Raw genomic sequence first — 20,201 nt, 5'->3', positions numbered from 1 at the left:
GCGCCTCATGCGTCCGGAATCCAGCTCCCGTGGAACCCCAGCGGTACCCGGCCCGGCAGATGGATCCGGGCGACCGGCTCGCCGGTGAAGTCCTGTGCGGCGAGGATCAGCAGGTCGGACGCTCCGCGGTCGGGATTGTGGACGTAGGCGATCGCGTACCCGTCGTCCTCGGCGGCACTGTGTTCGCGCGGTACGAACACGGCCTCGCTCGCGGCCGCTCCGCGCGGCAGCCGGTGGACCTGGGTCGTGCCGCGCAGCAGGTCCTGCTTGATGAGCGCGTTGCTGAACGCCCGGTCGGGCGTGTTGCCGTCGACCGCCATGTAGGCCACCGCCATCTCCGCGGACGCCGCCGAGTAGCCGTAGCGGTGCCTGCGGGAGACCAACGACTCGTTCACGCGCGGGAATTCCTGCGGGCGGTCGTCGAGGGTCCGGGTGCGCACCCGGCCGTGGCGCAGGTCGATCGTCCAGCGGTCGAGCCTGGGGGTGCCCGCGCTGTAGGGGCCGCCCGAGCCGTTGCCGGCGACGAGGAAGGGGGCGTCGAAGTTCGTCGTGTCGATGACGATGTTCGGGCCCTCCTCGTAGGCGTTGAGGGTGTGCGAGTAGTAGACCGGGTCGACCTCGAACCAGCGGACCGCACCGCCCTTGCGCGGCAGTACGCCGACCCGGGCCGGGTGCTTGTCGTTCCAGACGTACGGGACGATGTCTCCGCGCTCGGCGGCCGCCGGGTCGAAGGTGACGGGCATGTCGAGGATGATCACGTGGTGCTCGGTGAGGGCGAAGTCGTGGATCATCGGCGCGTCCGCCACCGGGATCCTGGTGGTGCGTGAGACGCGGCCCGCCGGGTCGATCACCAGGTGCCGGACATGGTCCCAGGTCGGGTAGTAGGCGATGGCGTGCAGTTCACCGGCGTGGACGTCGAACTTGGTGTGCGCGGTGAGCGGGCCCTTCAGGGTGCCCCGGAAGTCGTACGTACCCACGGTGTTGAGGTCGTCGTCGAGTTCGTACGGCAGCGGTCCGCTCTCCTGGAGCGCGAGGATCCGCCCCCGGTAGGGGATCACGTGGGTGTTGCACGGGAAGTCGTCCGGCGGCACCGGGCGCGGGTAGGGCTCGCCCAGTTTCTTCGCCACCTGGGAGGAGCGCACCCAGCGGTTGCGGTACCACTCGGCGCGTCCGTCGCGCAGCCGGACGCCGTGCACCATGCCGTCGCCGAGCATCCAGTGGTGGGCGCGCGGGTCCTCCAGGCCCAGGACGTTGGGGCCGTTGCGCAGATAGCGGCCGTTCAGGTCGTGGGGGATGCGGCCGGTGACCGGCAGGTCGAAGGCCGTCAGTTCCTCCGTGACGGGCTCGAACGCGCCCTCCAGGAAGGGGAAGCGCCGTGCGGTGGACGCCTGGGGAGCCGCGGCGGCCGCATGCGGTCCCGCCCCCGCTCCCGTGCCCACCAGTCCGCCGGCCGCCGTGATCGCCGCCGCGCCGCGCAGTACGTTCCGTCGTGTGTGGTCCGTCATTTCCCGTACTCCTGATCGCAGTTGTCGTGAGGGACGGTCACGAGTCTGCGGTGGGGGACGGGCCGGGTCAGGAGGGGTGGGGCCCGTCCGGGGGTGTACCTACGCCCCCTGTTTCCAGCAGCTCCATCAGTGCCCGGGCCGCAGGGCTGGTGGCCTGCTCGGGCGGCAGCAGGGCGACCGTCTCGTACACGGTCTCCCCGGTGCCCTTCACGGGCAGCGCGGTCAGCGACGGGCGCTTGTGGCGGAAGTGGCGCGGTACGACGGCGACGCCGAGGTTCTCGTCCACCAGGTCCAGGAGGCTGTGCACGTCGTTCACCTCCAGCGCGACCGCCCGCCGTACGCCCGCGGCGGCGAACGCGGCGTCGGTGGTGCGGCGCGGGCCCCAGTCCGGGTGGAAGTCCACGAAGACCTCGCCGCCCAGATCCTCCGGGGTCACGGCCGCGCCGACGCGCGCGAGCCGGTGGTCGGGGTGGCACAGGACGGTCATCGGCTCCCCGGCCAGCGGTACGACCCGCAGCTGGTCGGTATCCTCCTGTGCCGTCCGCACCGCGAAGGCCAGATCGAGGCGCCCGGCCGCGACCTCCTCCGCGAGCGCGCCCGAGCCCGCCTGCCGCAGACAGATCTCCACGTCCGGGTGCCGTCGCCGGAACGTGGCGAGCAGGCCGGCCACATGCACCCCGGCGATGCACTGCTCCGACCCGAGTGCGAGCATCCCGCGCAGCACCCCCTGCACCGCGGCGACCGCCTCATGGGCCGCCCGCACCTGCGCGAGGATGCGCTCCGCCTCACCCAGCAGCGCCCGGCCCGCCGGGGTGAGCGTCACCCGTCGGGTGGTCCGCACGAACAACGGCGTCTGCAGCTCCCGCTCCAGCGCCCGGATGGAGGCCGACAGACCCGACTGGGACACCAGCAGTCGCTCGGCGGCCCGGGTGAAGTGCTGGTCCTCGGCGACCGCGACGAAGTGCTGGAGATGTCGGAGTTCCATGACTGAGAAGCGTATCCGCTTAATTCCATCGGATTCTTCTGTTGGACCAATGCCCCCAGGTCGCGAAAGAGTGGACGACGGTAGTGGACAGCGGTTCTCAGGAAACCGTGGTTCTCAGGAAACCGTGCCAACCCCTCTGGAGTCGCGTTGTACACCGCACACCCCGACCGCTACACGGACATGCCCTACCGGCGCACCGGCCGCAGCGGCCTGAAGCTTCCCGCGATCTCGCTGGGCCTGTGGCACAACTTCGGCCCGGCGGACCGCACCGTCGAGACGCAGCGCGCGATCCTGCGCCGCGCCTTCGACCTCGGGGTCACCCACTTCGACCTGGCCAACAACTACGGCCCGCCGCCCGGTGCCGCCGAGTCGGCCTTCGGCGAGGCCCTGAAGTCCGATCTCGCCGCCTACCGCGACGAGCTGATCATCTCCACCAAGGCCGGCTATCTGATGTGGCCCGGCCCGTACGGCGAGTGGGGCTCCCGCAAGTACCTGCTGTCCTCGCTGGACCAGAGCCTCACGCGGATGGGCCTGGACTACGTCGACGTCTTCTACTCGCACCGCCCCGACCCTGAGACTCCGCTGGAGGAGACGATGGGCGCCCTGCACTCGGCCGTGCAGCAGGGCAAGGCGCTCTACGTCGGCGTCTCCAACTACTCCGCGGAGCAGACCCGCGAGGCCGCCCGTATCCTCGGCGAGCTGGGCACCCCGCTCCTCATCCACCAGCCGCGCTACTCGATGCTCGACCGGCGCCCCGAGGACGAGGGCCTCCTGGACGCACTGGACGAGCTCCAGGTCGGTTCGATCGTCTTCTCCCCGCTGGAGCAGGGCATGCTCACCGGGCGCTACCTCAACGGCATCCCGGAGGACTCGCGGGCCGCGAGCGACAGCCCGTTCCTGAACTCCGACGCGCTCACCGAGGACCTGGTCGCCCAGCTGCGCGAGCTGAACGACATCGCCGAGTCCCGCGGCCAGACCCTGGCCCAGCTGGCCCTGGCCTGGGTCCTGCGCGGCGGCCGGGTGACCTCCGCCCTGGTCGGCGCGAGCAGCCCGCAGCAGATCGAGGACAGCGTCGGCACCATCCGCAACCTCGACTTCGACGCGGACGAGCTGGCCCGGATCGACGCCGTGCTCAAGAAGTAAGCCGCTCCTGGAGGCGGACGGTCACCGTGTCGCCCGCCTCCTTCCCGATGGCCCTGCGCACCTCGGCCTTCACGGGCAGCTTGTGCCTGCCGTCGCCCAGGGCCATGAAGGAGCTCCGGAACGGGTGCCCGTCGATCGTGCCGCGCACCTTGACCAGCCCGCGCGTGCCGAAGAAGGCGACGGACTCGGGCCACACGAGATAGGTCCAGCCCCCTTCAGCGGGGCTCTTGACCAGCTCGGCGGTGAAGTGCCGGTCCAGTTTCTCGGTCGTACTCATGGCGCCGCCTTTCGCTCACGGTGGTCTCCCGTTCAGGAGACCTCCCGTTCAAGAGACCATCGCGAGCGCGAAAACTCATCACGCCCCGGCGGGCACCCGGTCCAGAAATCCGAGCACCGACCGGATACGGCCCTTCTCGTCCAGCGTGATCACGTCGAAGCCGGCGACGGGTGCGCTTCCGTCGGCCTCGTTCACCAGCTCCCAGGAAAAGCGCGCGGTGTGGTGATGGGCGTCCACGGCCGCGGTGGGGTGGAAGACGAACCCCGGGAACTGCTCGTGCGCCGCCGCGATCACCGCGGCGATCTGCTCATGGCCGCCCACGTCGGTCAGCGGGTCGGTGTAGGTGCCGTCCGGCGCCCAGGCGGCAGCCACCGCCTTGGCCAGCGTCTCCTCGTCGACGGCGTTCCAGGCCTCGAAGTAGCGGGCGACGGCACTCTCGTAACGGTCGGTGTCGGCGGGCATGCGAAATCAGCCTCCATTGAGGTCGTATCTGCTGGTCAGGAACCGGATCCCGGTCGTGGTGACCCGGTACCGCAACCTTGCCCGCATCGCCGCGGAGCGTCGATTACCCCTGGGGTAATGCCGACGTCGCCGGATTTCGGCCAACTCCCCTGGTGAATATGCCAGGAGACTGGCCGGAAAGTCGTGGTGACAGTGTTTCAGTAGTGAACATACTCAACTGACAGGGCATTCACATCGAGCGAGGATTCGATCACGCACCGCACATGAGCCCTGGGTACCCGCAAGCACGAGAGCCGCACCGAAAGCGAGGCAAGCCGAGAGGCGCACTACGCACCGGGGGAGTGAACGTGCACGACGAATTCCTGTGCCATGTCACCGCGTACGGAACGTGCGAGGGGAAACGTATCGGCGTACCCCTGGGCAGCTATCGGGCCCCGACCCTCGCCCTGGCGCTCTGGTGGCTGCGCGACCGGGCCGCCTGGATCGCCGAGCGGCTCGACCCGCAGCCCGACGCCGAGCACTTACCGACGGGCGCCCTCGTCCCGGTCGCCGACACCGTGCCCGATGTGCCCGCCGTGCTGCGCGCGTGGTGCGGGGACGACGCCCAACAGGACCTGGTCGCCGAGGAGTTGGCGGCCGGACGGCTGATCCGGATCGCCACCAACGACGACACCACCGAGTACGAGCTGCTCGCCGAGTCGGTGGACGCCCTGCGGATGCAGCGGACGATTCCGGCGCTGGTCGTGTCCGTGGGCTGAGCCCCTGAGGCGACATCGGGCGCACATCAGGACGTATCGGTAGAATTTCGGCATGGCAGAGCGGCCGAACACGCCGACCGCGCCTGAACTCGTCCTGGAGACCGAGACGGGGTCCACGGTGATGAGTCCGGGCCGCGACTACCACGTCGGGCGCGATCCACTGAGCGACATCGTGATCGACGATGCCCGGGTCTCATGGCACCACGCGGTGCTGCGGCCCGAGGCCGACCACTGGACGCTGGAGGACGAGCACAGCACGAACGGCACCTACGCCGACGGCCGCCGTGTCGACGAGTGGAGCGTCGGCCCCGGCAGCGTGATCCGCTTCGGCAACCCCGCCGACGGCCCCAGGGCAGTGCTGAGCGGTACCGCACCGGCCCCCCGGGAACGCCCCTCGGCGGTGTCCATGCCCGCACTGACCGGCACCTTCCGACAGCCCACCACCGTCCGTCCGCTGCCCTCCCGTACCGTCCGCATCGGCCGCGCCGCCGACAACGACCTGGTCATCGACGACCTGGTCGTCTCCCGCCGGCACGCCGAGCTGCGCGCCCACCCCGACGGAACGTACGAGATCGCCGACCTGGGCAGCCACAACGGCACCTACCTCAACGGCGGCCCCGTCACCCGCGCCCAGCTCGGCCCCGGCGATGTCGTCGGCATCGGCCACTCGGCGTTCTGCCTGGTCGGCGACGAGCTCCAGGAGTACGTCGACACCGGCGAGGTCTCCCTCGACGTACAGGATCTGAGTGTCGCCGTCGACCACGGCCGCAAGACGCTCCTCGAGCACGTGTCGTTCCCGGTGGGGGAGAAGTGCCTGCTCGCGGTCGTCGGCCCGAGCGGCGCGGGCAAGTCCACCCTCCTGGGTGCTCTCACCGGGCAGCGCCCCGCCGACCACGGCACGGTCCTGTACGACGGCCGCGACCTGTACCGCGACTACGCCGAGCTGCGCCAGCGCATCGGCCTCGTGCCGCAGGACGACATCCTGCACGCCCAGCTCACCGTCCGCGCCGCCCTGTCCTACGCCGCCGAACTGCGCTTCCCGCAGGACACCGCCAAGGCCGAGCGGCAGGCAAGGGTCGAGGAGGTCATCCGCGAACTGGGCCTGGAACAGCGCGCAGACCAGGCCGTGCACAGCCTCTCCGGCGGTCAGCGCAAGCGTGTCAGCGTCGCCCTGGAGCTGCTGACCAAGCCCTCACTCCTCTTCCTCGACGAGCCGACCTCGGGCCTCGACCCCGGCATGGACCGCTCGGTGATGCACATGCTGCGCGGCCTCGCCGACGACGGCCGTACCGTCATCGTCGTCACCCACAGCGTCCTCAGCCTCGACGTCTGCGACCGGCTCCTCGTCCTCGCCCCCGGCGGGAGGATCGCCTACTACGGCCCGCCCGAGGACACCCTCGCCTACTTCGGCTACGAGCAGTGGCCGGAGGCCTTCGAGGCCTTCGAGCGGGACCAGGGCCGGGACTGGGCCGGAGAGTTCCGCACCTCGTCCCTCCACCGGCAGTACGTCTCCGAGGCGACCGGGCAGCCCCGGGTGTCCAGGTCCGGACCGGTCGTCATCGCCCCACCGCCCAGGCCCCGCAGCCGGGGCGCCCAGCTCGGCACCCTGATCCGCCGCTATGCCACGGCGCTCGGTGCCGACCGCACCTTCCTGGTGATCATGATCGCCCTGCCGTTCGTGATGGGCGCGATGGCCCGCGCCCTGGCCGGCAGCAAGCTGACGCAGGAGACGGCGATGAACGCGCTGCTGATCCTGTGCGTCGGCGGCGTGCTCACGGGGGCGGCCAACGCCGTGCGCGAGCTGGTCAAGGAACGCGTGATCTATCAGCGGGAGCGGGCCGTGGGTCTGTCCAGATCGGCGTATCTGCTCTCCAAGGTCGTCGTCCTCGGCACGATCACCGTGCTCCAGGCGGTCGTGCTGACCCTGGTCGGCCTGTTCGGCGTCGACCTCAACGCGCCGGGCGGCGAAGGCGTGCTGATGCCGCCCCTTGTTGAGATCACCGTCGCCGTCGCCCTGCTGGCGTTCACGGCGATGATGCTCGGTCTGCTGGTCTCCGCGCTGGTGCGCAAGGAGGAGGTGACGATGCCGCTGCTCGTGCTGCTCGCCATCGTCCAAGTGGTCTTCTGCGGCGCCCTGCTGAAACTCGACGGCGTGCCCGGCCTGGAGCAGCTGTCCTGGCTGGTGCCCTCGCGCTGGGCGCTCGGAGCGATGGCCGGCACCGTCGGGCTCTCCCGGATCGTGCCCGGCGAACTGACCAGTGACCCGCTGTTCCGGCACTCGGCGGGGGTGTGGCTGCTCAACGTGGCCATGCTCGTCGTGCTGTCGGTCGTCTTCGGCTACGTCGTGTCCCGGCTGCTGCGCCGGCACGAGCCGGCCGTCCTGCGGAAGTAGGCGCGCGATGGCGACCCCCGGCTTCCGGCCCACCCACGTCGTCCCCCAGCACGGCATGCCCGCCTGGGAGGCCCCCGACCCCGCCCGGCCCACCGTCCCCCTCGACCCGCTGCTCCCGGTCCAGCTGGTGGAGCGGCGCGGCGACTGGGGACACGTCCTGTGTGCCAACGGCTGGTCGGCCTGGGTCGACGGCCGCTTCCTGGTCGCCGTCCCCCCGGATCCGCCCGCCGCGGACGGCCCGCTCACCCGCACCGCCGACCCACGCCCCCTGCTGGCCCGCGCCGAGCAGACCCTGGGCGACTACCGGGCCGCGGTCGAGGAACTCGCCTCGGGCGGCCTCGACGGCGAGGCCTTCCAGGCGCGTACCCGCGGCCGGCGCGTCGGAGTCGTGGTCGACGGCGAGTCCGTATGGCTCTACGACGCCCAGCACGGCCGCTGGGTGTACGCCGACGGCACCCGTCTGAGCACCTTCGCCACGGACGAGGCACCCCGCGCCGCCGTCGAGGACCACGCCCCCACACAGGTCGTGACCCCCGATGGCCCGTGACACGAGCCTCTTCTCCGGCCGGCCCTCCGAGCTGATCGGCCGGCAGGTCGCCGGCTACCGCATCGAGCGCGAGATCGGCCGCGGTGGCATGGCCGTCGTCTACCGCGCCCGCGACCTGCGGCTGGACCGCACGGTTGCGCTCAAGCTCCTCGCCCCCGAACTCGCGCGCAACGACACCTTCCGCCGCCGCTTCACCCACGAGTCCCGGGCCGCCGCCGCGATCGACCACCCGCACATCGTGCCCGTCTTCGAGGCGGGCGAGACGGACGGCGTCCTGTACATCGCGATGCGCTACGTCGAAGGCAGCGACCTGCGTCATCTCCTGGACCGCCAGGGCCCGTTGGCGCCCGCCGTAGCCCTGCGCATCGCCGCCCAGGTCGCCTCGGCGCTGGACGCCGCCCACGAGCACGGGCTCGTCCACCGGGACGTGAAGCCCGGGAACATCCTGGTCGCCCGCGGCACCGACAGCGACCACCCCGAACACGCCTACCTCACCGACTTCGGCCTGACCAAGAAGTCGCTGTCCCTGACCGGCTTCACCACGGTCGGCCAGTTCGTGGGCACCCTGGACTACGTGGCACCGGAGCAGATCTCCGGCAAGCCGGTCGACGGACGCTGCGACGTGTACGGCTTCGCCTGCGTCGTCTACGAATCCCTCGCCGGCCGCCCGCCCTTCCGCCGCGACGACGACATGGCCCTGCTGTGGGCCCACCAGTACGACGATCCGCCCCCGCTGACCGAGTCCCGCCCCGACCTCGCCCCGGACGTCGACGCCGTGTTCGCGCGCGGCCTCGCCAAGAGCCCCGACGCCCGCTACGACACCTGCCTCGGCTTCGTCGCGGCCCTGCGCGCGGCCACGACCGGTGACCGTTTCGGCGCCCACGCGCCGACGGAGGTCGACCTGAAGGTCGTGGAGACGTCGCGGGAGGGCCCGAAGCGGCCGCCGCCGTGGGCCCAACCGGTGTTCAGGGGCGGCTAGTTCCGCTCAGCGGCACCCGCCGCGGCGACACCTTGCGGTGCGACACCCGCCAGCCGGTGCCGACACGGACGACCGTGTCCTCGTACGTCACCGACCCGCACGAGCCGTCGGCCATGATGCCCAACCCTTTGGACCGGACGAGCACTTGGCCGTCCGGCGCCTCGCCGATCACCACGTTGGTGACGTGGTGCGCGACGGGATTCGCCGAGCCCAGGGTCAGTGCGGCCTCCCGTAGCGCGGGGACGCCGGTGACCTCGCCCTGTCCGTAGTCGGAGAGGTCGTAGACGACGTCGGAGGTGAACACCTCCTCGAAGCGGTCGAGTTGCCCGTCGTCGACCAGATGGCCGTGCAGGGAGATCAACTCGGTGATGGCCAGGCGGTCTTCGAGCGGCAGCGTCATGGCCGCACACTGTCACGCCCGGAGCCGGTGGTCCCAGCCGTTTTCGCCTCGCCGGTCCGCCGCACCGGACGGGCGAGGAGCGCGCCCAGGAAGCCGGTGACGAGCCCCCACAGTGCGGCGAGACCGACGGCGGTCCATAGCTCGGGCTCGAGGAAGAGCTCCCCGTCGAGATCGCCGCCGAGGTCGCCGATGCCGAGGACGGACAGGCCGTAGTGCGCGGAGATCCGGCCGACGAGGCAGATCATCAGCACCGTGAGCGCGAGCGCGACCGCCATGTGCAGGGCGTGCTGCCAGGCGCGCATCCGGGCCGGGGAGCGCGCCGCCATCAGGAACGCGGCGGCCAGCAGCAGGACCGCGTCCACGGCGGCGAGCCACCACACCCGGCCGTCGTACTCGGCCAGCGTGCGCAGATTCAGCGTGGCGGTGTCCGAACCGCGCAGCACCTCGTCGAGGACATGCGGCATCGGCAGTCCGAAGGGGCCTTCCACCCGGCCGTTCCAGGTGGCGCCCAGGCCGATCGTGAGCGTCAGCCACACCAGGTTCGGCATGCCGAGCAGGATCACGGCGAGGGTCGCCGACGCCTGCCCGCGCGTGACCGCCACGACGACGGCGATGAGGATGCCCAGGGCCACGTAGGCCAGGAGCAGGACCACCATCGCGTACGCCGCCGGCCGTACCGTCGCCTGGAAGCGCAGCAGCCGGGCCGGGAGCGGCGCGCCGCGCGAGACCAGCAGGGCCAGCACCAGGACACCGGCCAGCCACAGCAGACCGAAGAACAGTGTCGGGGCCAGGTCCGTCTCGAAGCCGACCTCCGGCGAGACACCGAACACGTCGCCCAGGTCGGAGAGCGTGGAGTCACCGAGAGAGAGCTGGAAGGTCTGCCGGGCGCCGAGGGCCAGGGCGAGCAGCGCGAGCAGCCACAGCACGGCGACCCTGGCGGCCCAGCCGGCCAGTTCCCCGCCGCCCGCGACCGCCCGGTGCCGCAGCGGCCGCAGGAAGCCCGCGGCGATTACCAGCGCCCCGACGAGCGTGACGGACAGCGGGATCACGGTAAGCCCCGCCTGGGTGTCGGCCAGTCCACCGGCGTTCCCGGAGAGCTCGATCGTGCCGCCGACCGCGGTGACCACCGTCGCCGCCACGACCCGGGGGAACGCGCCGTCGGGGAGGTCCGTCGCCCCGGCCGCCCACAGTCCCAGGGTCGCGGTGACGCCCATGGCGATCAGTCCGGACAGGGCCGTGAGGAGGGCCTGTACCCAGCCGTGCGGGGCAAGGGCCTGGTCGGAGCGGGTTCGCGGGCTCACCCTGCCACGCTAAGCAGGGCCCGGGGTGCCCCGCCCGCCGAGAGGGCCGTCCGCGTCGGCTTGCGAGCGGCAGGGCACCGGAGCACACAATGTAAGAGTCGTGGATAAAAGCGGAGTAAAGGATCAAAAGCCGCAGGAGTTCCACGTCGGGAAGAAGGGCTCGTGAGCGTCGAACCGCCGTCCTCCGGCCGGCCCACAGGACCGCCCTCGGGTCCGCTGTCGGGCCCTTCCCAGCCGCCTTCGGGGCCGCCCTCGCAGCCCCCGGGCAGCAGCGGGGGAGCGCCCTCCCCGGAACCGCACCGCCCCTGGTGGCGTTCCGTGCCCCGTATCGCCCTGCTCGCCGGCGCGGTCGCGGCCGCCGTGGTCCTGGGCCTTGTCCTCACCCGCCCCGACGGCGGCTCCGGCAAGAGCGGGAACAGTGAGGTCTTCCTCCAGGCCGCCGGCAAGAGCGGACCCGACCCCTTCACCGGGTCGACGGCGACCAACAGCTCCGCCGCGCCCGCCTCCGCCTCCCCGGCCACCGAGTCGGCCTCCGCGAACGCGGTACGCGGCGTCGACGGCAGCGCGCCCGGTCTCTACGGCGGCACCCGCAACGTCGCCAGCTGCGACGTGGAGCGCCAGATCAAGGCCCTCCAGGCGGACCCGCCGGTCAACCAGGCCTTCGCCTCGGTCGCCGGGGTCCAGCCGTCCGGCGTCCCCGCCTACCTGCGCTCGCTCACCCCGGTCCAGCTGCGCATGGACACCCGCGTCACCAACCACGGCTACCGGGACGGACACGCCACCGGCTACCAGGCCGTCCTCCAGTCCGGCACCGCCGTCCTCGTCGACGACCGCGGCGTCCCCCGCGTGCGCTGCGCGTGCGGCAACCCCCTGACTCCGCCGGTCGCCCAGCAGAGCACCCCGAAGCGGACCGGCGACACCTGGTCGTCCTACCGGCCCTCGAACGTCGTGGTGGTCGCGCCCTCGGTGACCGTCATCAACATCTTCGTGATCTACGACCACGACTCCGACGACTGGATCGCCCGCCACCGCGGCGACACGGCCCACAAGGACAAGCCGACCGAGCCGCCGGTGAACCCGGCCTCCCCGTCCGCGAGTGTGATCACGCCGACCGCGCCCACGACACCGACCTCGCCCTCCTCCCCGGAGCCGTGCCTCTCCACCGCCACCGGCACTCCTTCGGACACTCCCTCCGGAACGCCCACGGACACTCCCGGCGACCAGGCGACAGCGACACCGTGCCCGCCCACGTCGACCGCCCCGTCCTCGTCGCCGCCGGGCCCCGAGCCACCCACGTCGGACTCGGAGACGACCGAAGAGGAGGAGCCGTCCGCGGACACCTCCGTGCCTCAGCCCCCACTGGCATTCGACACGCCGACAGAATCGGGGTCCGCGTACAGTGCCCCGGGTCCGCGGTGACGTCACCAACCATGTGACCGACACGACCCGTTATGGGGACTGCGGAGCCGCGCTCGGGGTACGAGCACTGGTGCAGCAGGCGTCCGGCCAGTCCGGCTTCCGAGAGAGAAACGCATGATCGAGCACCTGGACGGGGCAGTGATACCGACTGGTTTCGACGTGCCCGTGGATCCACTACGGCGGGCGGCCCACTTCACCGGTGAACCGGGATGCATCGCCGAGGCCCGCAACTTCGCCGCGCACTTCCTCGAGCAGCTCAGGACCGAGTGGTGCGCCGAGATCGGCGACCGGGCCGACGGCGAGGTGCTTCTGGTGGTGAGCGAGCTGGTCACCAACGCGGACCGGCACAGCAACGGGCCGTACATCCTCGACCTGGAGGGCACGGACGTGGTCGTCACCGTGTCCGTCTACGACAGCAGCGCGGCGCTGCCCCTGCGCTTCCCCAAGGACCCGGAGCGGGTCGGCCGGCACGGTCTGGAGATCGTGCACGCGCTGGCGGCCGAGGTCAGCGCGGAACGGGTGCCGGTCGGCAAGAGAGTGAGCGCCGTCCTGCGACTCGAGACGGAATGACCGCCGGAGTCACCTCCGGCGGTCACCTCTCGTCTCAGGCGTCTCAGGCGCAGCCCAGCTCGCCCAGCATGCCCGTGCGCAACCGGGTGATGATCCGCTTGATCAGCCGGGACACATGCATCTGCGAGCAGCCCAGCTGTTCACCGATCTCCGCCTGGGTGGCCTCCTCCACGAACCGCAGATGAAGGATCTGCCGGTCGCGCTCGCTGAGTTCGGCCATCAGTGGGGCGAGCGACTGGAAGTCCTCGACGAGGCGCAGTCCGTCCTCCTCCACGCCGATGAAGTCGGCCAGGACCGACTCGCCGTTCTCGGGCCCGTCGCCGGTGAGCGCGGCGTCGAGCGACGAGGAGTTGTAGCCGTTCGCGGCGATCTGCGCCTCGATCACCTCGGACTCGCCGATGTTCATCAGGGTGGCGAGCTCGGCCACCGTCGGCTCCCGGTCCAGCCTGCTGGCCAGCTCCTCACGTGCCTTGGCCAGCTCGACCCGCAGCTCCTGGAGCCTGCGCGGCACGTGCACGGCCCAGGTGGTGTCACGGAAGAACCGCTTGATCTCGCCGACGATGTACGGCAGGGCGAAGGAGGTGAACTCGACCTCCCGTGTCAGGTCGAACCGGTCGATGGCCTTGATCAGGCCGATCATGCCGGTCTGGACGATGTCCTCCATGTCGTCGCCGCGGCCGCGGAATCGGCCGGCGGCGAAGCGCACGAGGGACATGTTCATCTCGATGAGCGTGTTGCGCGCGTACTGGTATTCGTGCGTGCCTTCCTCGACCTCGGTCAGGCGCTGGAAGAACTGGCGCGACAGCTCCCGTGCGTCACGCGGAGCCACGCTCCGGGGGTCCACGACTCCTGGCAGTGATGTCTCACCCGTGCTGGTCCCGGCGGTCTTCTCCACGACCTGTCCCTCCGACCGGATCACGGCGGTGTCCATGTACCTCTCCCACGCAAGTCATGGCTTGACGTCAGCCTCTTCAGCCTCGGTTGTTTTCCGAAACTGTGCTTCGCGGCCCCTCGGGTACCCGCATTGCGACGACGTATGCGTATGTCCGCCGCTGACCAGCGGGTTGCCCGCGGACAGTCTCTTCAGCGCCTACCCGTTCCGTGACGGCGCATGCCGATACGGCCGACATGGTCTCGGACGGCGTGCAGCCTCCGGCTCCGGTGATTCCACCCAGAGCGGAATGCTGATCCCTTCCGCTGTGGTCCACGGCTTCTAGGCTGAAGAGGTGAGCGAAGAAGCGACGAACCAAGCCCGCGTCATCCCCCTGCGCCCGGGGACCGCCCGCCCTGCCGCCGCACCGCCCCCCAAGGAGCCCTTGCTGCGTGACCTGGTCGGCGACGTCCTGCGCCGTGAACGGCTCGCCCAGGAACGCACGTTGAAGGACGTGGCCGACGAGGCACGCATCTCCATGCCGTACCTCTCCGAGGTGGAGCGGGGCCGCAAGGAGGCCTCGTCGGAGGTCCTCGCGGCTGCCGCCCACGCCCTCGGACTGGGTCTCGGAGACCTGCTCGGACGGGCCCAGGGCGAACTCGTCCGGATCACCAGCCGGCACTCGGTCGGCAGCCGCAGGGCGGCGCCCGGTTCGTCGTACGACGGGCTCTGCCTGGCCGCCTGAGCGGAACCCGGCGCCTCACACCCCCACGAGGCGCCGGCTCACCACCTCGTCCGCCAGCCCGTAGGCCACCGCCTCCTCGGCGGTGAACACCTTGTCGCGGTCCATGTCCGCGCGCAGCGTCTCCACGTCGTGGTGGGTGTGGCGGGCCAGTACCTCCTCGACCTGGGAGCGGATCCGCATCATCTCCTTGGCCTGGAGGGCGAGATCGGAGATCGCGCCCCGGCTGCCGCCGCTGGCCGGCTGACCGAGCAGCACCCGCGCGTGCTCCAGCACGAACCGCCGCCCGGGGTCCCCTCCGGCCAGCAGAACGGCCGCCGTGGAGGCCGCCTGTCCGACGCAGAACGTCGAGATGGGCGCCTGCACGTACGTCATCGTGTCGTAGATCGCCATGAGCGAAGTGAACGAGCCGCCGGGGGAGTTGATGTAGATCGCGATCTCGTTGTCCGGTGCCGACGACTCCAGATGGAGGAGTTGCGCGATGATGACGTTGGCCACCCCGTCGTCGATCTCGGTGCCGAGGAAGATGATCCGCTCCGACAGCAGCCGGCTGAAGACGTCCGAGGACCGCTCACCGTTCGCGGTCCGCTCGACGACGTACGGAATCGTGTAGTTCCCCATGTCACAGCCCCATCCGTCGCTTCGAGGCGGCCGGGCGGACGTCGGCGAGCGACTCCACGACCTGGTCCACCATTCCGTACTGCCTGGCCTGCTCGGCCGTGTACCAGCGGTCGCGGTCGCCGTCCCGGGCGATGGTCTCCGGCGTCTGGCCGGTGTTCTCGGCGAGCAGCCTTTCCATGGTCCGCTTGCTGTGGTCCAGGTTCTCCGCCTGGATCTCGATGTCGGCCGTGGTCCCGCCGATGCCCGCCGACCCCTGGTGCATCATGATCCGCGCGTTCGGCAGGGCGTACCGCTTGCCGGGCGCGCCCCCGCAGAGCAGGAACTGGCCCATGCTCGCCGCGAATCCCATGGCGAGCGTCGACACGTCGTTGGGGATGAGCCGCATCGTGTCGTAGATGGCGAGGCCCGCGTACACCGAGCCGCCCGGGCTGTTGATGTACAGGCTGATGTCGGTGCGCGGGTCCTCCGCGGACAGGATCAGCAGCTGGGAGCAGACCCGGTTCGCGGAGACCTCGTCGACCTGCGTGCCGAGCAGGACGATCCGCTGTCCGAGCAGCTGGGCGGCCAACTGGTCGTCGAAGCGGGAGGGCGCGGTGTCGCCCTCCTCCGCCCGCGGGGCGAGCGTGGTGAGTGGAGTCATCGGTTCTCCTCGTGGTGGCGGGGATGCCGTCGACTCCACTCTTGACCTCGGGCGACGCCCTTCAGCCCGTTCTCTGCCCGCGGCAGATTCGCCGAGGGCAGAGCGCCGCTTTCACCGCAGGTCTCAGCCCTTCTCGCGCAGCTGCCGGAAGAAGGCCCGTACGTCGTCCACCAGCAGGTCAGGCTCCTCCATCGCGGCGAAGTGGCCGCCCCGGTCGAGCTCGGTCCAGCGCACGATGTTCTCGGTGCGCTCGGCCTTGTGGCGCAGCGGGATCTGCGGGTCGCCGGGGAAGGAGGCCACCGCGGTCGGGGCGGTCGAGGGCTTGTGCTGGGCGGCGATCCGGTCGCCCTTGGCGTGGGCGCGCTCGTAGTAGACCCGGGCGGAGGAGCCCGCGGTGCCGGTCAGCCAGTACAGCATCACGTTGGTGAGCATCAGGTCCCTGTCGACGGCCTCCTCGGGCAGTTCCTCGGAGTCCGTCCACTCCTGGAACTTCTCGACGATCCAGGCGAGTTGGCCGACCGGCGAGTCGGTGAGCGCGTACGAGAGGGTCTGCGGCCGGGTGGACTGGAGATGGAAGTAGCCCACTCCGTCGCGGAACCACGCGTCCCACTTGCGCCACGAGAGCAGGGTCCGCTCCCGCTCCTCGGAGCTCAGTGCCTCAAGCTCCTCCTCGGTCGGTTCCGTGGCCGCCTGCGCGCCGGGCAGCAGATTGAGGTGGATGCCGATCACCCGGTCGGGATGGACACGGCCCAGCTCGCGGGAGATGCCCGCGCCCCAGTCGCCGCCCTGGGCGCCGAACCGCTCGTAGCCGAGGCGTGTCATCAGCTCGACCCATGTGTCGGCGATCCGGCACGCCTCCCAGCCGGTCTCCCGGGTCGGCCCGGAGAACCCGAAGCCGGGGATGCTCGGCACCACGAGATGGAAGGCGTCGGCGGGATCGCCGCCGTGCGCGGCCGGATCCGTCAACGGGCCGACGACGTCGAGGAATTCGACGATCGACCCCGGCCAGCCATGGGTGATGATCAGCGGGGTGGCATCGGGCTCGGGGGAGCGGATGTGCGCGAAGTGCACATGGGCGCCGTCGATCTCGGTCGTGAACTGCGGCCACTCGTTCAGCCGCGCCTCCGCCGCCCGCCAGTCGTACTCGTGCCGCCAGTACCGCACCAGCTCGCGCAGATACCCCTCCGGCACGCCGTACGCCCAGCCCACCCCGGGCAGCTCGTCGGGCCACCGGACCCGGTCGAGGCGGTCGTGGAGGTCGTCCAGGTCGGCCTGCGGTATGTCGATGCGGAAGGTGTGAAGGCCGGTGTCGGCGGGCGAAGACGTCATGACCCGGATGCTAGTTCCGAACGGTGTACGGGCCACCTGGATTAACCGGCCACGCGACCGATGAGTTTCGCGGCGAGGATCGGTCGACACAGGTGACAGCGATCCGCACGCCCAGGAGGTACTCATGGCAACCGACGGTTTCACCACGTGTCTCTGGTTCGACGGCCAGGCCGAGGAGGCCGCCCACTTCTACGTCTCGGTCTTCAAGAACTCCAGTGTCGGCAAGGTCGCGCGCTACCCCGAGGGCGCGATGCAGCCTGCGGGCACTGTGATGACCGTCGAGTTCACGGCCAACGGCCACAGGTTCCTCGGGCTCAACGGCGGCCCTCAGTTCAAGTTCACCGAGGCGACCTCCTTCATGATCTTCTGCGAGAACCAGGAGGAGATCGACTACTACTGGGCCAAGCTCCTCGAGGGCGGCGGCGAGCCCGGCCCCTGTGGCTGGCTCAAGGACAAGTACGGACTGTCCTGGCAGGTCGTCCCCGACACGCTGGACACCATGGTCACCGACCCGGACCCGGCGAAGGCGGCCCGCGTGACCGAGGCGTTCATGGCGATGGGCAAGTTCGACATCGCAGCCCTGGAGAGGGCCTACGCGGGCGAGTGAGGCTCAGTCGACGGGCGTCCGGCCGATCACCCGGGTGATCTCCCGCGCGATCCGCAGGATGCCGGGGGAGCGGACCGGGCAGGGCTTCGGCGTGGACGTGGTGGGCGCCAGACAGAAGTGCAGATAGTCCTTGTCGAGGTGGAGGGCGGTCCGGTCCCGGCCCGGCTGGGTGCAGTACGCGGAGTGCTCGCGCTCGTAGGCGGTGCACGGCAGGTACTGGGCCCAGGTGTAGCGGGCCCCGGCCGCACTCACCTTGGCTCCCGCGTCGGCGACGAGGTCGCCCGAGGCGGCGGCCTGCCGGGCGTAGAGCTCGTTCACGCGCCGGACCCGGTCGGGGGTGATCGGGTCCGGGCCCTGCGCCACCCACACGATCCGGGGCCGATGGGCGCCGCCCGCCGTCGCGATCTGCTCGGTCAGACGGGCCATGTCGGCCCGGTACCGCTTGAAGTACGTCGCCGGCGCCTCGGCGTGGGTGATGCCGTCCATGCACCACGTGTAGCCCCACGCGTTGCCCCAGAACTGGAGCACCACGAAGTCCGGCCGCAGCGAGCGCACCAGGGCGGCCGCCTTGTCGCGGTCCGGTACGAGGGACTTGGCGCCGGTGCCCTCCAGGTAGTCGCACACCGTCGTCCCGGAGTACGGCTTGCCCGTGTACTCGGCACGCAGGTCCCGGCGGAGCTCCTGCCCGACCACCTTCTGGGACTCCATCGCCAGCGAGTCCCCGAGATACAGCACCACCGGAGCCTTCTCCGGGACACCGGGAGTGCCGGCGGCCTGCTGTTGCGTCGTGCCGGCCGGCTTCGGAGGCGCGACGGAGGACGGGGCCGCCTCGGGCCCGGACGCCGGGTCCGAGCACGCTCCGAGCAGCACTCCGGCCAGCAGCATTCCCACGATCCACGGCTTCCGCATGCAGCAACTCCCGCCCCGGACACCGAAAACGGCTCCCCAGGCAAGCACAGCGGGGCACAGGGCGGAAGACGTGTGCCGGTCACGGCTCGTCGAAGCGCTCCAGGAGGTCGATGAGATCGTTCAACGGCAACGGCTTGGTCAGATGCGCGTCGAAACCGGCCGCCCGGGATCTGGTGCGGTCGCTGCCCTGGCTGAAACCGGAGACCGCGATCAGCCGCAGCTGCTCGCCGTGCGGCCGGGTCCTGATCGTGCGGGCGACCGTGTAGCCGTCGATGTCGGGCAGACCGAGGTCGCAGAGCACGACGTCGAAGAGGCGGCCCTCGGTGGCGGTGAGCGCGTCCGTGCCGGTGTGCACCGCCGTGACGTGGTGGCCCTGCCGCTGGAGCAGGGTGCGGTAGGTGAGGGCGAGATCCGCGTTGTCCTCCACGATCAGGATGGACAGCTGCCGCCTGGCCGGACGGACCACCACCGGTCGTGCCGGTTCGGGCGCGCCGGAGTCGGCGATCGGCACCGCCACGGTGAACTCGGCGCCCCGGCCCGGCCCTTCGCTGTGCGCGGAGACACGGCCCCCGTGCAGCTCCACCACGGTGCGGGCGACCGCGAGGCCCAGCCCCAGCCCCTCCGGTGTGTCGGGCCCGGCCGGAGCCGCCCGCATGAACACCCCGAACAGGTCCTCGGCCTGGCCGGGCCGAAAACCGATCCCGTCGTCCCGCACGGTGAGCCGGGCCCGGTCGCCCTCGACGCCCAGGGCGACCTCGGTGTGCCCGCCCGGCGATGTGTACTTGAGCGCGTTCGACAGCAGGTTGGTCAGCACCTGCGCCAGCCGCAGCCGGTCGCCGTCCACGATCACCGGTTCGCCCGGCACACCGACGTCGAGCTTGCGTCCCTCGTGCCCGAACAGATGGCGGATGTCGGCACATGCCCCCTCGACGACGGACCGGATGTCGACCCGCTCCCGCACCAGCTCCAGCCGCCCCGTCACCGCTCGCGTGCCGTCCAGCAGGTCGTTGCTCATCCGCACCAGCGTGCCCAGCTGCCGTTCCAGCACGGACAGCGCCGGATGGCCCTCGGGCATGTCGAGGGCCAGCAGCTCGGTGGCCGCGGTGGCCGCCGCGAGCGGGTTGCGCAGCTCGTGCGAGAGCGTCGCGATGAACCGGTCCTTGGCCTCCTGCTCCTCCCGCAACCGCCGCCCCACCGCGTCCAGTTCGGCGTTGGCCAGCTGGAGCTGCTCGTTGACCTCGCGGATCTCCCGGGCCCGGACGAACAGATCGATCTCCATGCCCTCCGCGCGCATCTGCGCCTCGGCGGCCATCCGCTGCTGCTCCCGCCCCACGTGGCGCACATGCACGAACTCCGTGACGTCCTCGACCCGGTGGATGATGTACGACAGCTCACCCTCGGAGTCCAGGACGGGCGAGTTCACCGGACTCCAGTAGCGCTCGGCGAAGCCGCCGTCCTCCGTGGGGATGTCGTAGCGCTGGAGCGCCATGGTGTCGGTACGACCGGTGGCGACCACCGCTTCCAGGGAGCGGCGCAGATTGGCGACGCCGTCGGCCGACGGATCGTCGGGGTTGTCGGGGAACACGGCGAAGATGGGGCGCCCGACGATGGCGCGTTCGGTGCGGGTGGCCATGAGATACGCGCGGTTGACCTCGACGATGGTGAAGTCGGGGGTGAGGACCAGCAGGGGGGACAGGACGGCGTCGAACAGGCGCCGGAAGTCCGGGGCGTCGGCCATGCGTCG

Annotated in this window: 21 protein-coding genes; 9 read left to right on the top strand and 12 right to left on the bottom strand. The window is 70.9% G+C overall.

Annotated features, from left to right (window positions below):
* Positions 1 to 5: 5 nt before the first annotated feature.
* Both OHU89_RS06270 and OHU89_RS06265 read right to left on the bottom strand, forming a co-directional pair.
* On the bottom strand, positions 6 to 1,505 hold the full coding sequence (locus OHU89_RS06270; protein ID WP_405640652.1) for a carotenoid oxygenase family protein: 1,500 nt from the start codon (positions 1,503 to 1,505) through the stop codon (positions 6 to 8).
* A gap of 67 nt (positions 1,506 to 1,572) precedes the next feature.
* Positions 1,573 to 2,490 carry a LysR family transcriptional regulator gene (locus tag OHU89_RS06265; RefSeq protein WP_266896781.1) on the bottom strand — a complete coding sequence of 306 codons (918 nt, stop codon included), beginning with the start codon at positions 2,488 to 2,490 and terminating at the stop codon, positions 1,573 to 1,575.
* Between the two features lie 147 nt (positions 2,491 to 2,637).
* Between OHU89_RS06265 and mgrA the strand changes: the two genes are divergently transcribed.
* The gene (mgrA, locus tag OHU89_RS06260) at positions 2,638 to 3,633 is read left to right on the top strand and encodes an L-glyceraldehyde 3-phosphate reductase (RefSeq protein WP_266896783.1); all 996 of its coding nucleotides are present in this window, start codon (positions 2,638 to 2,640) and stop codon (positions 3,631 to 3,633) included.
* Here the strand turns inward: mgrA and OHU89_RS06255 are convergent.
* Both OHU89_RS06255 and OHU89_RS06250 read right to left on the bottom strand, forming a co-directional pair.
* Positions 3,623 to 3,910, bottom strand: a complete 288-nt coding sequence (locus OHU89_RS06255) for a DUF1905 domain-containing protein (protein WP_266896785.1) — start codon at positions 3,908 to 3,910, stop codon at positions 3,623 to 3,625. The two genes, mgrA and OHU89_RS06255, sit on opposite strands and share 11 nt — an antisense overlap.
* A 78-nt stretch (positions 3,911 to 3,988) precedes the next feature.
* Positions 3,989 to 4,372 carry a nuclear transport factor 2 family protein gene (locus OHU89_RS06250; protein WP_405640648.1) on the bottom strand — a complete coding sequence of 128 codons (384 nt, stop codon included), beginning with the start codon at positions 4,370 to 4,372 and terminating at the stop codon, positions 3,989 to 3,991.
* A 347-nt stretch (positions 4,373 to 4,719) separates the two neighbouring features.
* On the opposite strand from OHU89_RS06250, the gene OHU89_RS06245 reads away from it, so the two are divergent.
* Genes OHU89_RS06245 through OHU89_RS06230 form a run of 4 tightly spaced genes read left to right on the top strand, consistent with a single transcriptional unit; the run spans position 4,720 to position 9,048 of the window.
* Positions 4,720 to 5,130 (top strand): hypothetical protein, encoded by a 411-nt coding sequence (locus OHU89_RS06245; protein WP_266896789.1) that lies wholly within the window; start codon positions 4,720 to 4,722, stop codon positions 5,128 to 5,130.
* Between the two features lie 52 nt (positions 5,131 to 5,182).
* Complete coding sequence (locus OHU89_RS06240) at positions 5,183 to 7,522, top strand: FHA domain-containing protein (protein ID WP_405640644.1); 2,340 nt, start codon at positions 5,183 to 5,185, stop codon at positions 7,520 to 7,522.
* A gap of 7 nt (positions 7,523 to 7,529) precedes the next feature.
* Complete coding sequence (locus tag OHU89_RS06235; RefSeq protein WP_405640642.1) at positions 7,530 to 8,069, top strand: hypothetical protein; 540 nt, start codon at positions 7,530 to 7,532, stop codon at positions 8,067 to 8,069.
* Positions 8,059 to 9,048: a serine/threonine-protein kinase gene (locus tag OHU89_RS06230; RefSeq protein ID WP_405640641.1), complete on the top strand. Its 990-nt coding sequence runs from the start codon at positions 8,059 to 8,061 to the stop codon at positions 9,046 to 9,048. The genes OHU89_RS06235 and OHU89_RS06230 overlap by 11 nt, the downstream gene beginning before the upstream one ends.
* Here OHU89_RS06230 and OHU89_RS06225 read toward each other — a convergent pair.
* Both OHU89_RS06225 and OHU89_RS06220 read right to left on the bottom strand, forming a co-directional pair.
* A complete protein-coding gene (locus tag OHU89_RS06225; protein ID WP_405640639.1) occupies positions 9,035 to 9,448 on the bottom strand; it encodes a nuclear transport factor 2 family protein in 414 nt (137 codons plus the stop codon). The two genes, OHU89_RS06230 and OHU89_RS06225, sit on opposite strands and share 14 nt — an antisense overlap.
* Complete coding sequence (locus tag OHU89_RS06220) at positions 9,445 to 10,749, bottom strand: streptophobe family protein (protein ID WP_405640636.1); 1,305 nt, start codon at positions 10,747 to 10,749, stop codon at positions 9,445 to 9,447. Before OHU89_RS06220 ends, OHU89_RS06225 begins: the two co-directional genes overlap by 4 nt.
* Before the next feature lie 162 nt (positions 10,750 to 10,911).
* Between OHU89_RS06220 and OHU89_RS06215 the strand changes: the two genes are divergently transcribed.
* Both OHU89_RS06215 and OHU89_RS06210 read left to right on the top strand, forming a co-directional pair.
* Positions 10,912 to 12,168, top strand: a complete 1,257-nt coding sequence (locus tag OHU89_RS06215; protein ID WP_405640634.1) for a DUF6777 domain-containing protein — start codon at positions 10,912 to 10,914, stop codon at positions 12,166 to 12,168.
* A 114-nt stretch (positions 12,169 to 12,282) separates the two neighbouring features.
* Positions 12,283 to 12,738 carry an ATP-binding protein gene (locus tag OHU89_RS06210; RefSeq protein ID WP_266896802.1) on the top strand — a complete coding sequence of 152 codons (456 nt, stop codon included), beginning with the start codon at positions 12,283 to 12,285 and terminating at the stop codon, positions 12,736 to 12,738.
* Positions 12,739 to 12,781: 43 nt separating this feature from the next.
* Here OHU89_RS06210 and OHU89_RS06205 read toward each other — a convergent pair whose 3' ends face one another.
* Positions 12,782 to 13,669, bottom strand: a complete 888-nt coding sequence (locus OHU89_RS06205; protein ID WP_405640632.1) for an RNA polymerase sigma factor SigF — start codon at positions 13,667 to 13,669, stop codon at positions 12,782 to 12,784.
* A gap of 295 nt (positions 13,670 to 13,964) precedes the next feature.
* Here OHU89_RS06205 and OHU89_RS06200 point away from each other — a divergent pair, with 295 nt between their 5' ends.
* On the top strand, positions 13,965 to 14,354 hold the full coding sequence (locus OHU89_RS06200) for a helix-turn-helix domain-containing protein (RefSeq protein ID WP_266896806.1): 390 nt from the start codon (positions 13,965 to 13,967) through the stop codon (positions 14,352 to 14,354).
* A 15-nt stretch (positions 14,355 to 14,369) separates the two neighbouring features.
* Here the strand turns inward: OHU89_RS06200 and OHU89_RS06195 are convergent, their stop codons facing one another.
* From OHU89_RS06195 to OHU89_RS06185, 3 genes are all read right to left on the bottom strand, one after another.
* Positions 14,370 to 14,972, bottom strand: a complete 603-nt coding sequence (locus tag OHU89_RS06195; protein ID WP_266896808.1) for a ClpP family protease — start codon at positions 14,970 to 14,972, stop codon at positions 14,370 to 14,372.
* A 1-nt stretch (position 14,973) separates the two neighbouring features.
* Entirely contained in the window at positions 14,974 to 15,612 is a 639-nt protein-coding gene (locus OHU89_RS06190; RefSeq protein WP_046259243.1) for a ClpP family protease, read from the bottom strand.
* 123 nt (positions 15,613 to 15,735) lie between these two features.
* Positions 15,736 to 16,941, bottom strand: coding sequence for an epoxide hydrolase family protein (locus OHU89_RS06185; protein WP_405640628.1), 1,206 nt, complete (start codon positions 16,939 to 16,941; stop codon positions 15,736 to 15,738).
* Between the two features lie 124 nt (positions 16,942 to 17,065).
* Here OHU89_RS06185 and OHU89_RS06180 point away from each other — a divergent pair, with 124 nt between their 5' ends.
* Positions 17,066 to 17,548 (top strand): VOC family protein, encoded by a 483-nt coding sequence (locus tag OHU89_RS06180; protein ID WP_405640626.1) that lies wholly within the window; start codon positions 17,066 to 17,068, stop codon positions 17,546 to 17,548.
* A gap of 3 nt (positions 17,549 to 17,551) precedes the next feature.
* Here the strand turns inward: OHU89_RS06180 and OHU89_RS06175 are convergent, their stop codons facing one another.
* Entirely contained in the window at positions 17,552 to 18,457 is a 906-nt protein-coding gene (locus OHU89_RS06175; protein ID WP_405640623.1) for an SGNH/GDSL hydrolase family protein, read from the bottom strand.
* 79 nt (positions 18,458 to 18,536) lie between these two features.
* Positions 18,537 to 20,195, bottom strand: a complete 1,659-nt coding sequence (locus OHU89_RS06170) for an ATP-binding protein (RefSeq protein ID WP_405640621.1) — start codon at positions 20,193 to 20,195, stop codon at positions 18,537 to 18,539.
* Positions 20,196 to 20,201: the final 6 nt, after the last annotated feature.

Source organism: Streptomyces sp. NBC_00019, assembly GCF_045041015.1.
Lineage (GTDB): Bacteria > Actinomycetota > Actinomycetes > Streptomycetales > Streptomycetaceae > Streptomyces.
The sequence above is the reverse complement of the archived record's forward strand: the minus strand, read 5'-3'. Positions and strand labels throughout refer to the sequence as shown.

Bases quoted from the DNA above. Each gene is read 5' to 3' on its own strand.
- OHU89_RS06270 (WP_405640652.1), bottom strand. From the start codon at position 1,505: ATGACGGACCACACACGACGGAACGTACTGCGCGGCGCGGCGGCGATC.
- OHU89_RS06265 (WP_266896781.1), bottom strand. From the start codon at position 2,490: ATGGAACTCCGACATCTCCAGCACTTCGTCGCGGTCGCCGAGGACCAG.
- OHU89_RS06255 (WP_266896785.1), bottom strand. From the start codon at position 3,910: ATGAGTACGACCGAGAAACTGGACCGGCACTTCACCGCCGAGCTGGTC.
- OHU89_RS06250 (WP_405640648.1), bottom strand. From the start codon at position 4,372: ATGCCCGCCGACACCGACCGTTACGAGAGTGCCGTCGCCCGCTACTTC.
- OHU89_RS06240 (WP_405640644.1), top strand. From the start codon at position 5,183: ATGGCAGAGCGGCCGAACACGCCGACCGCGCCTGAACTCGTCCTGGAG.
- OHU89_RS06235 (WP_405640642.1), top strand. From the start codon at position 7,530: ATGGCGACCCCCGGCTTCCGGCCCACCCACGTCGTCCCCCAGCACGGC.
- OHU89_RS06230 (WP_405640641.1), top strand. From the start codon at position 8,059: ATGGCCCGTGACACGAGCCTCTTCTCCGGCCGGCCCTCCGAGCTGATC.
- OHU89_RS06225 (WP_405640639.1), bottom strand. From the start codon at position 9,448: ATGACGCTGCCGCTCGAAGACCGCCTGGCCATCACCGAGTTGATCTCC.
- OHU89_RS06210 (WP_266896802.1), top strand. From the start codon at position 12,283: ATGATCGAGCACCTGGACGGGGCAGTGATACCGACTGGTTTCGACGTG.
- OHU89_RS06205 (WP_405640632.1), bottom strand. From the start codon at position 13,669: ATGGACACCGCCGTGATCCGGTCGGAGGGACAGGTCGTGGAGAAGACC.
- OHU89_RS06195 (WP_266896808.1), bottom strand. From the start codon at position 14,972: ATGGGGAACTACACGATTCCGTACGTCGTCGAGCGGACCGCGAACGGT.
- OHU89_RS06190 (WP_046259243.1), bottom strand. From the start codon at position 15,612: ATGACTCCACTCACCACGCTCGCCCCGCGGGCGGAGGAGGGCGACACC.
- OHU89_RS06185 (WP_405640628.1), bottom strand. From the start codon at position 16,941: ATGACGTCTTCGCCCGCCGACACCGGCCTTCACACCTTCCGCATCGAC.
- OHU89_RS06180 (WP_405640626.1), top strand. From the start codon at position 17,066: ATGGCAACCGACGGTTTCACCACGTGTCTCTGGTTCGACGGCCAGGCC.
- OHU89_RS06175 (WP_405640623.1), bottom strand. From the start codon at position 18,457: ATGCGGAAGCCGTGGATCGTGGGAATGCTGCTGGCCGGAGTGCTGCTC.
- OHU89_RS06170 (WP_405640621.1), bottom strand. From the start codon at position 20,195: ATGGCCGACGCCCCGGACTTCCGGCGCCTGTTCGACGCCGTCCTGTCC.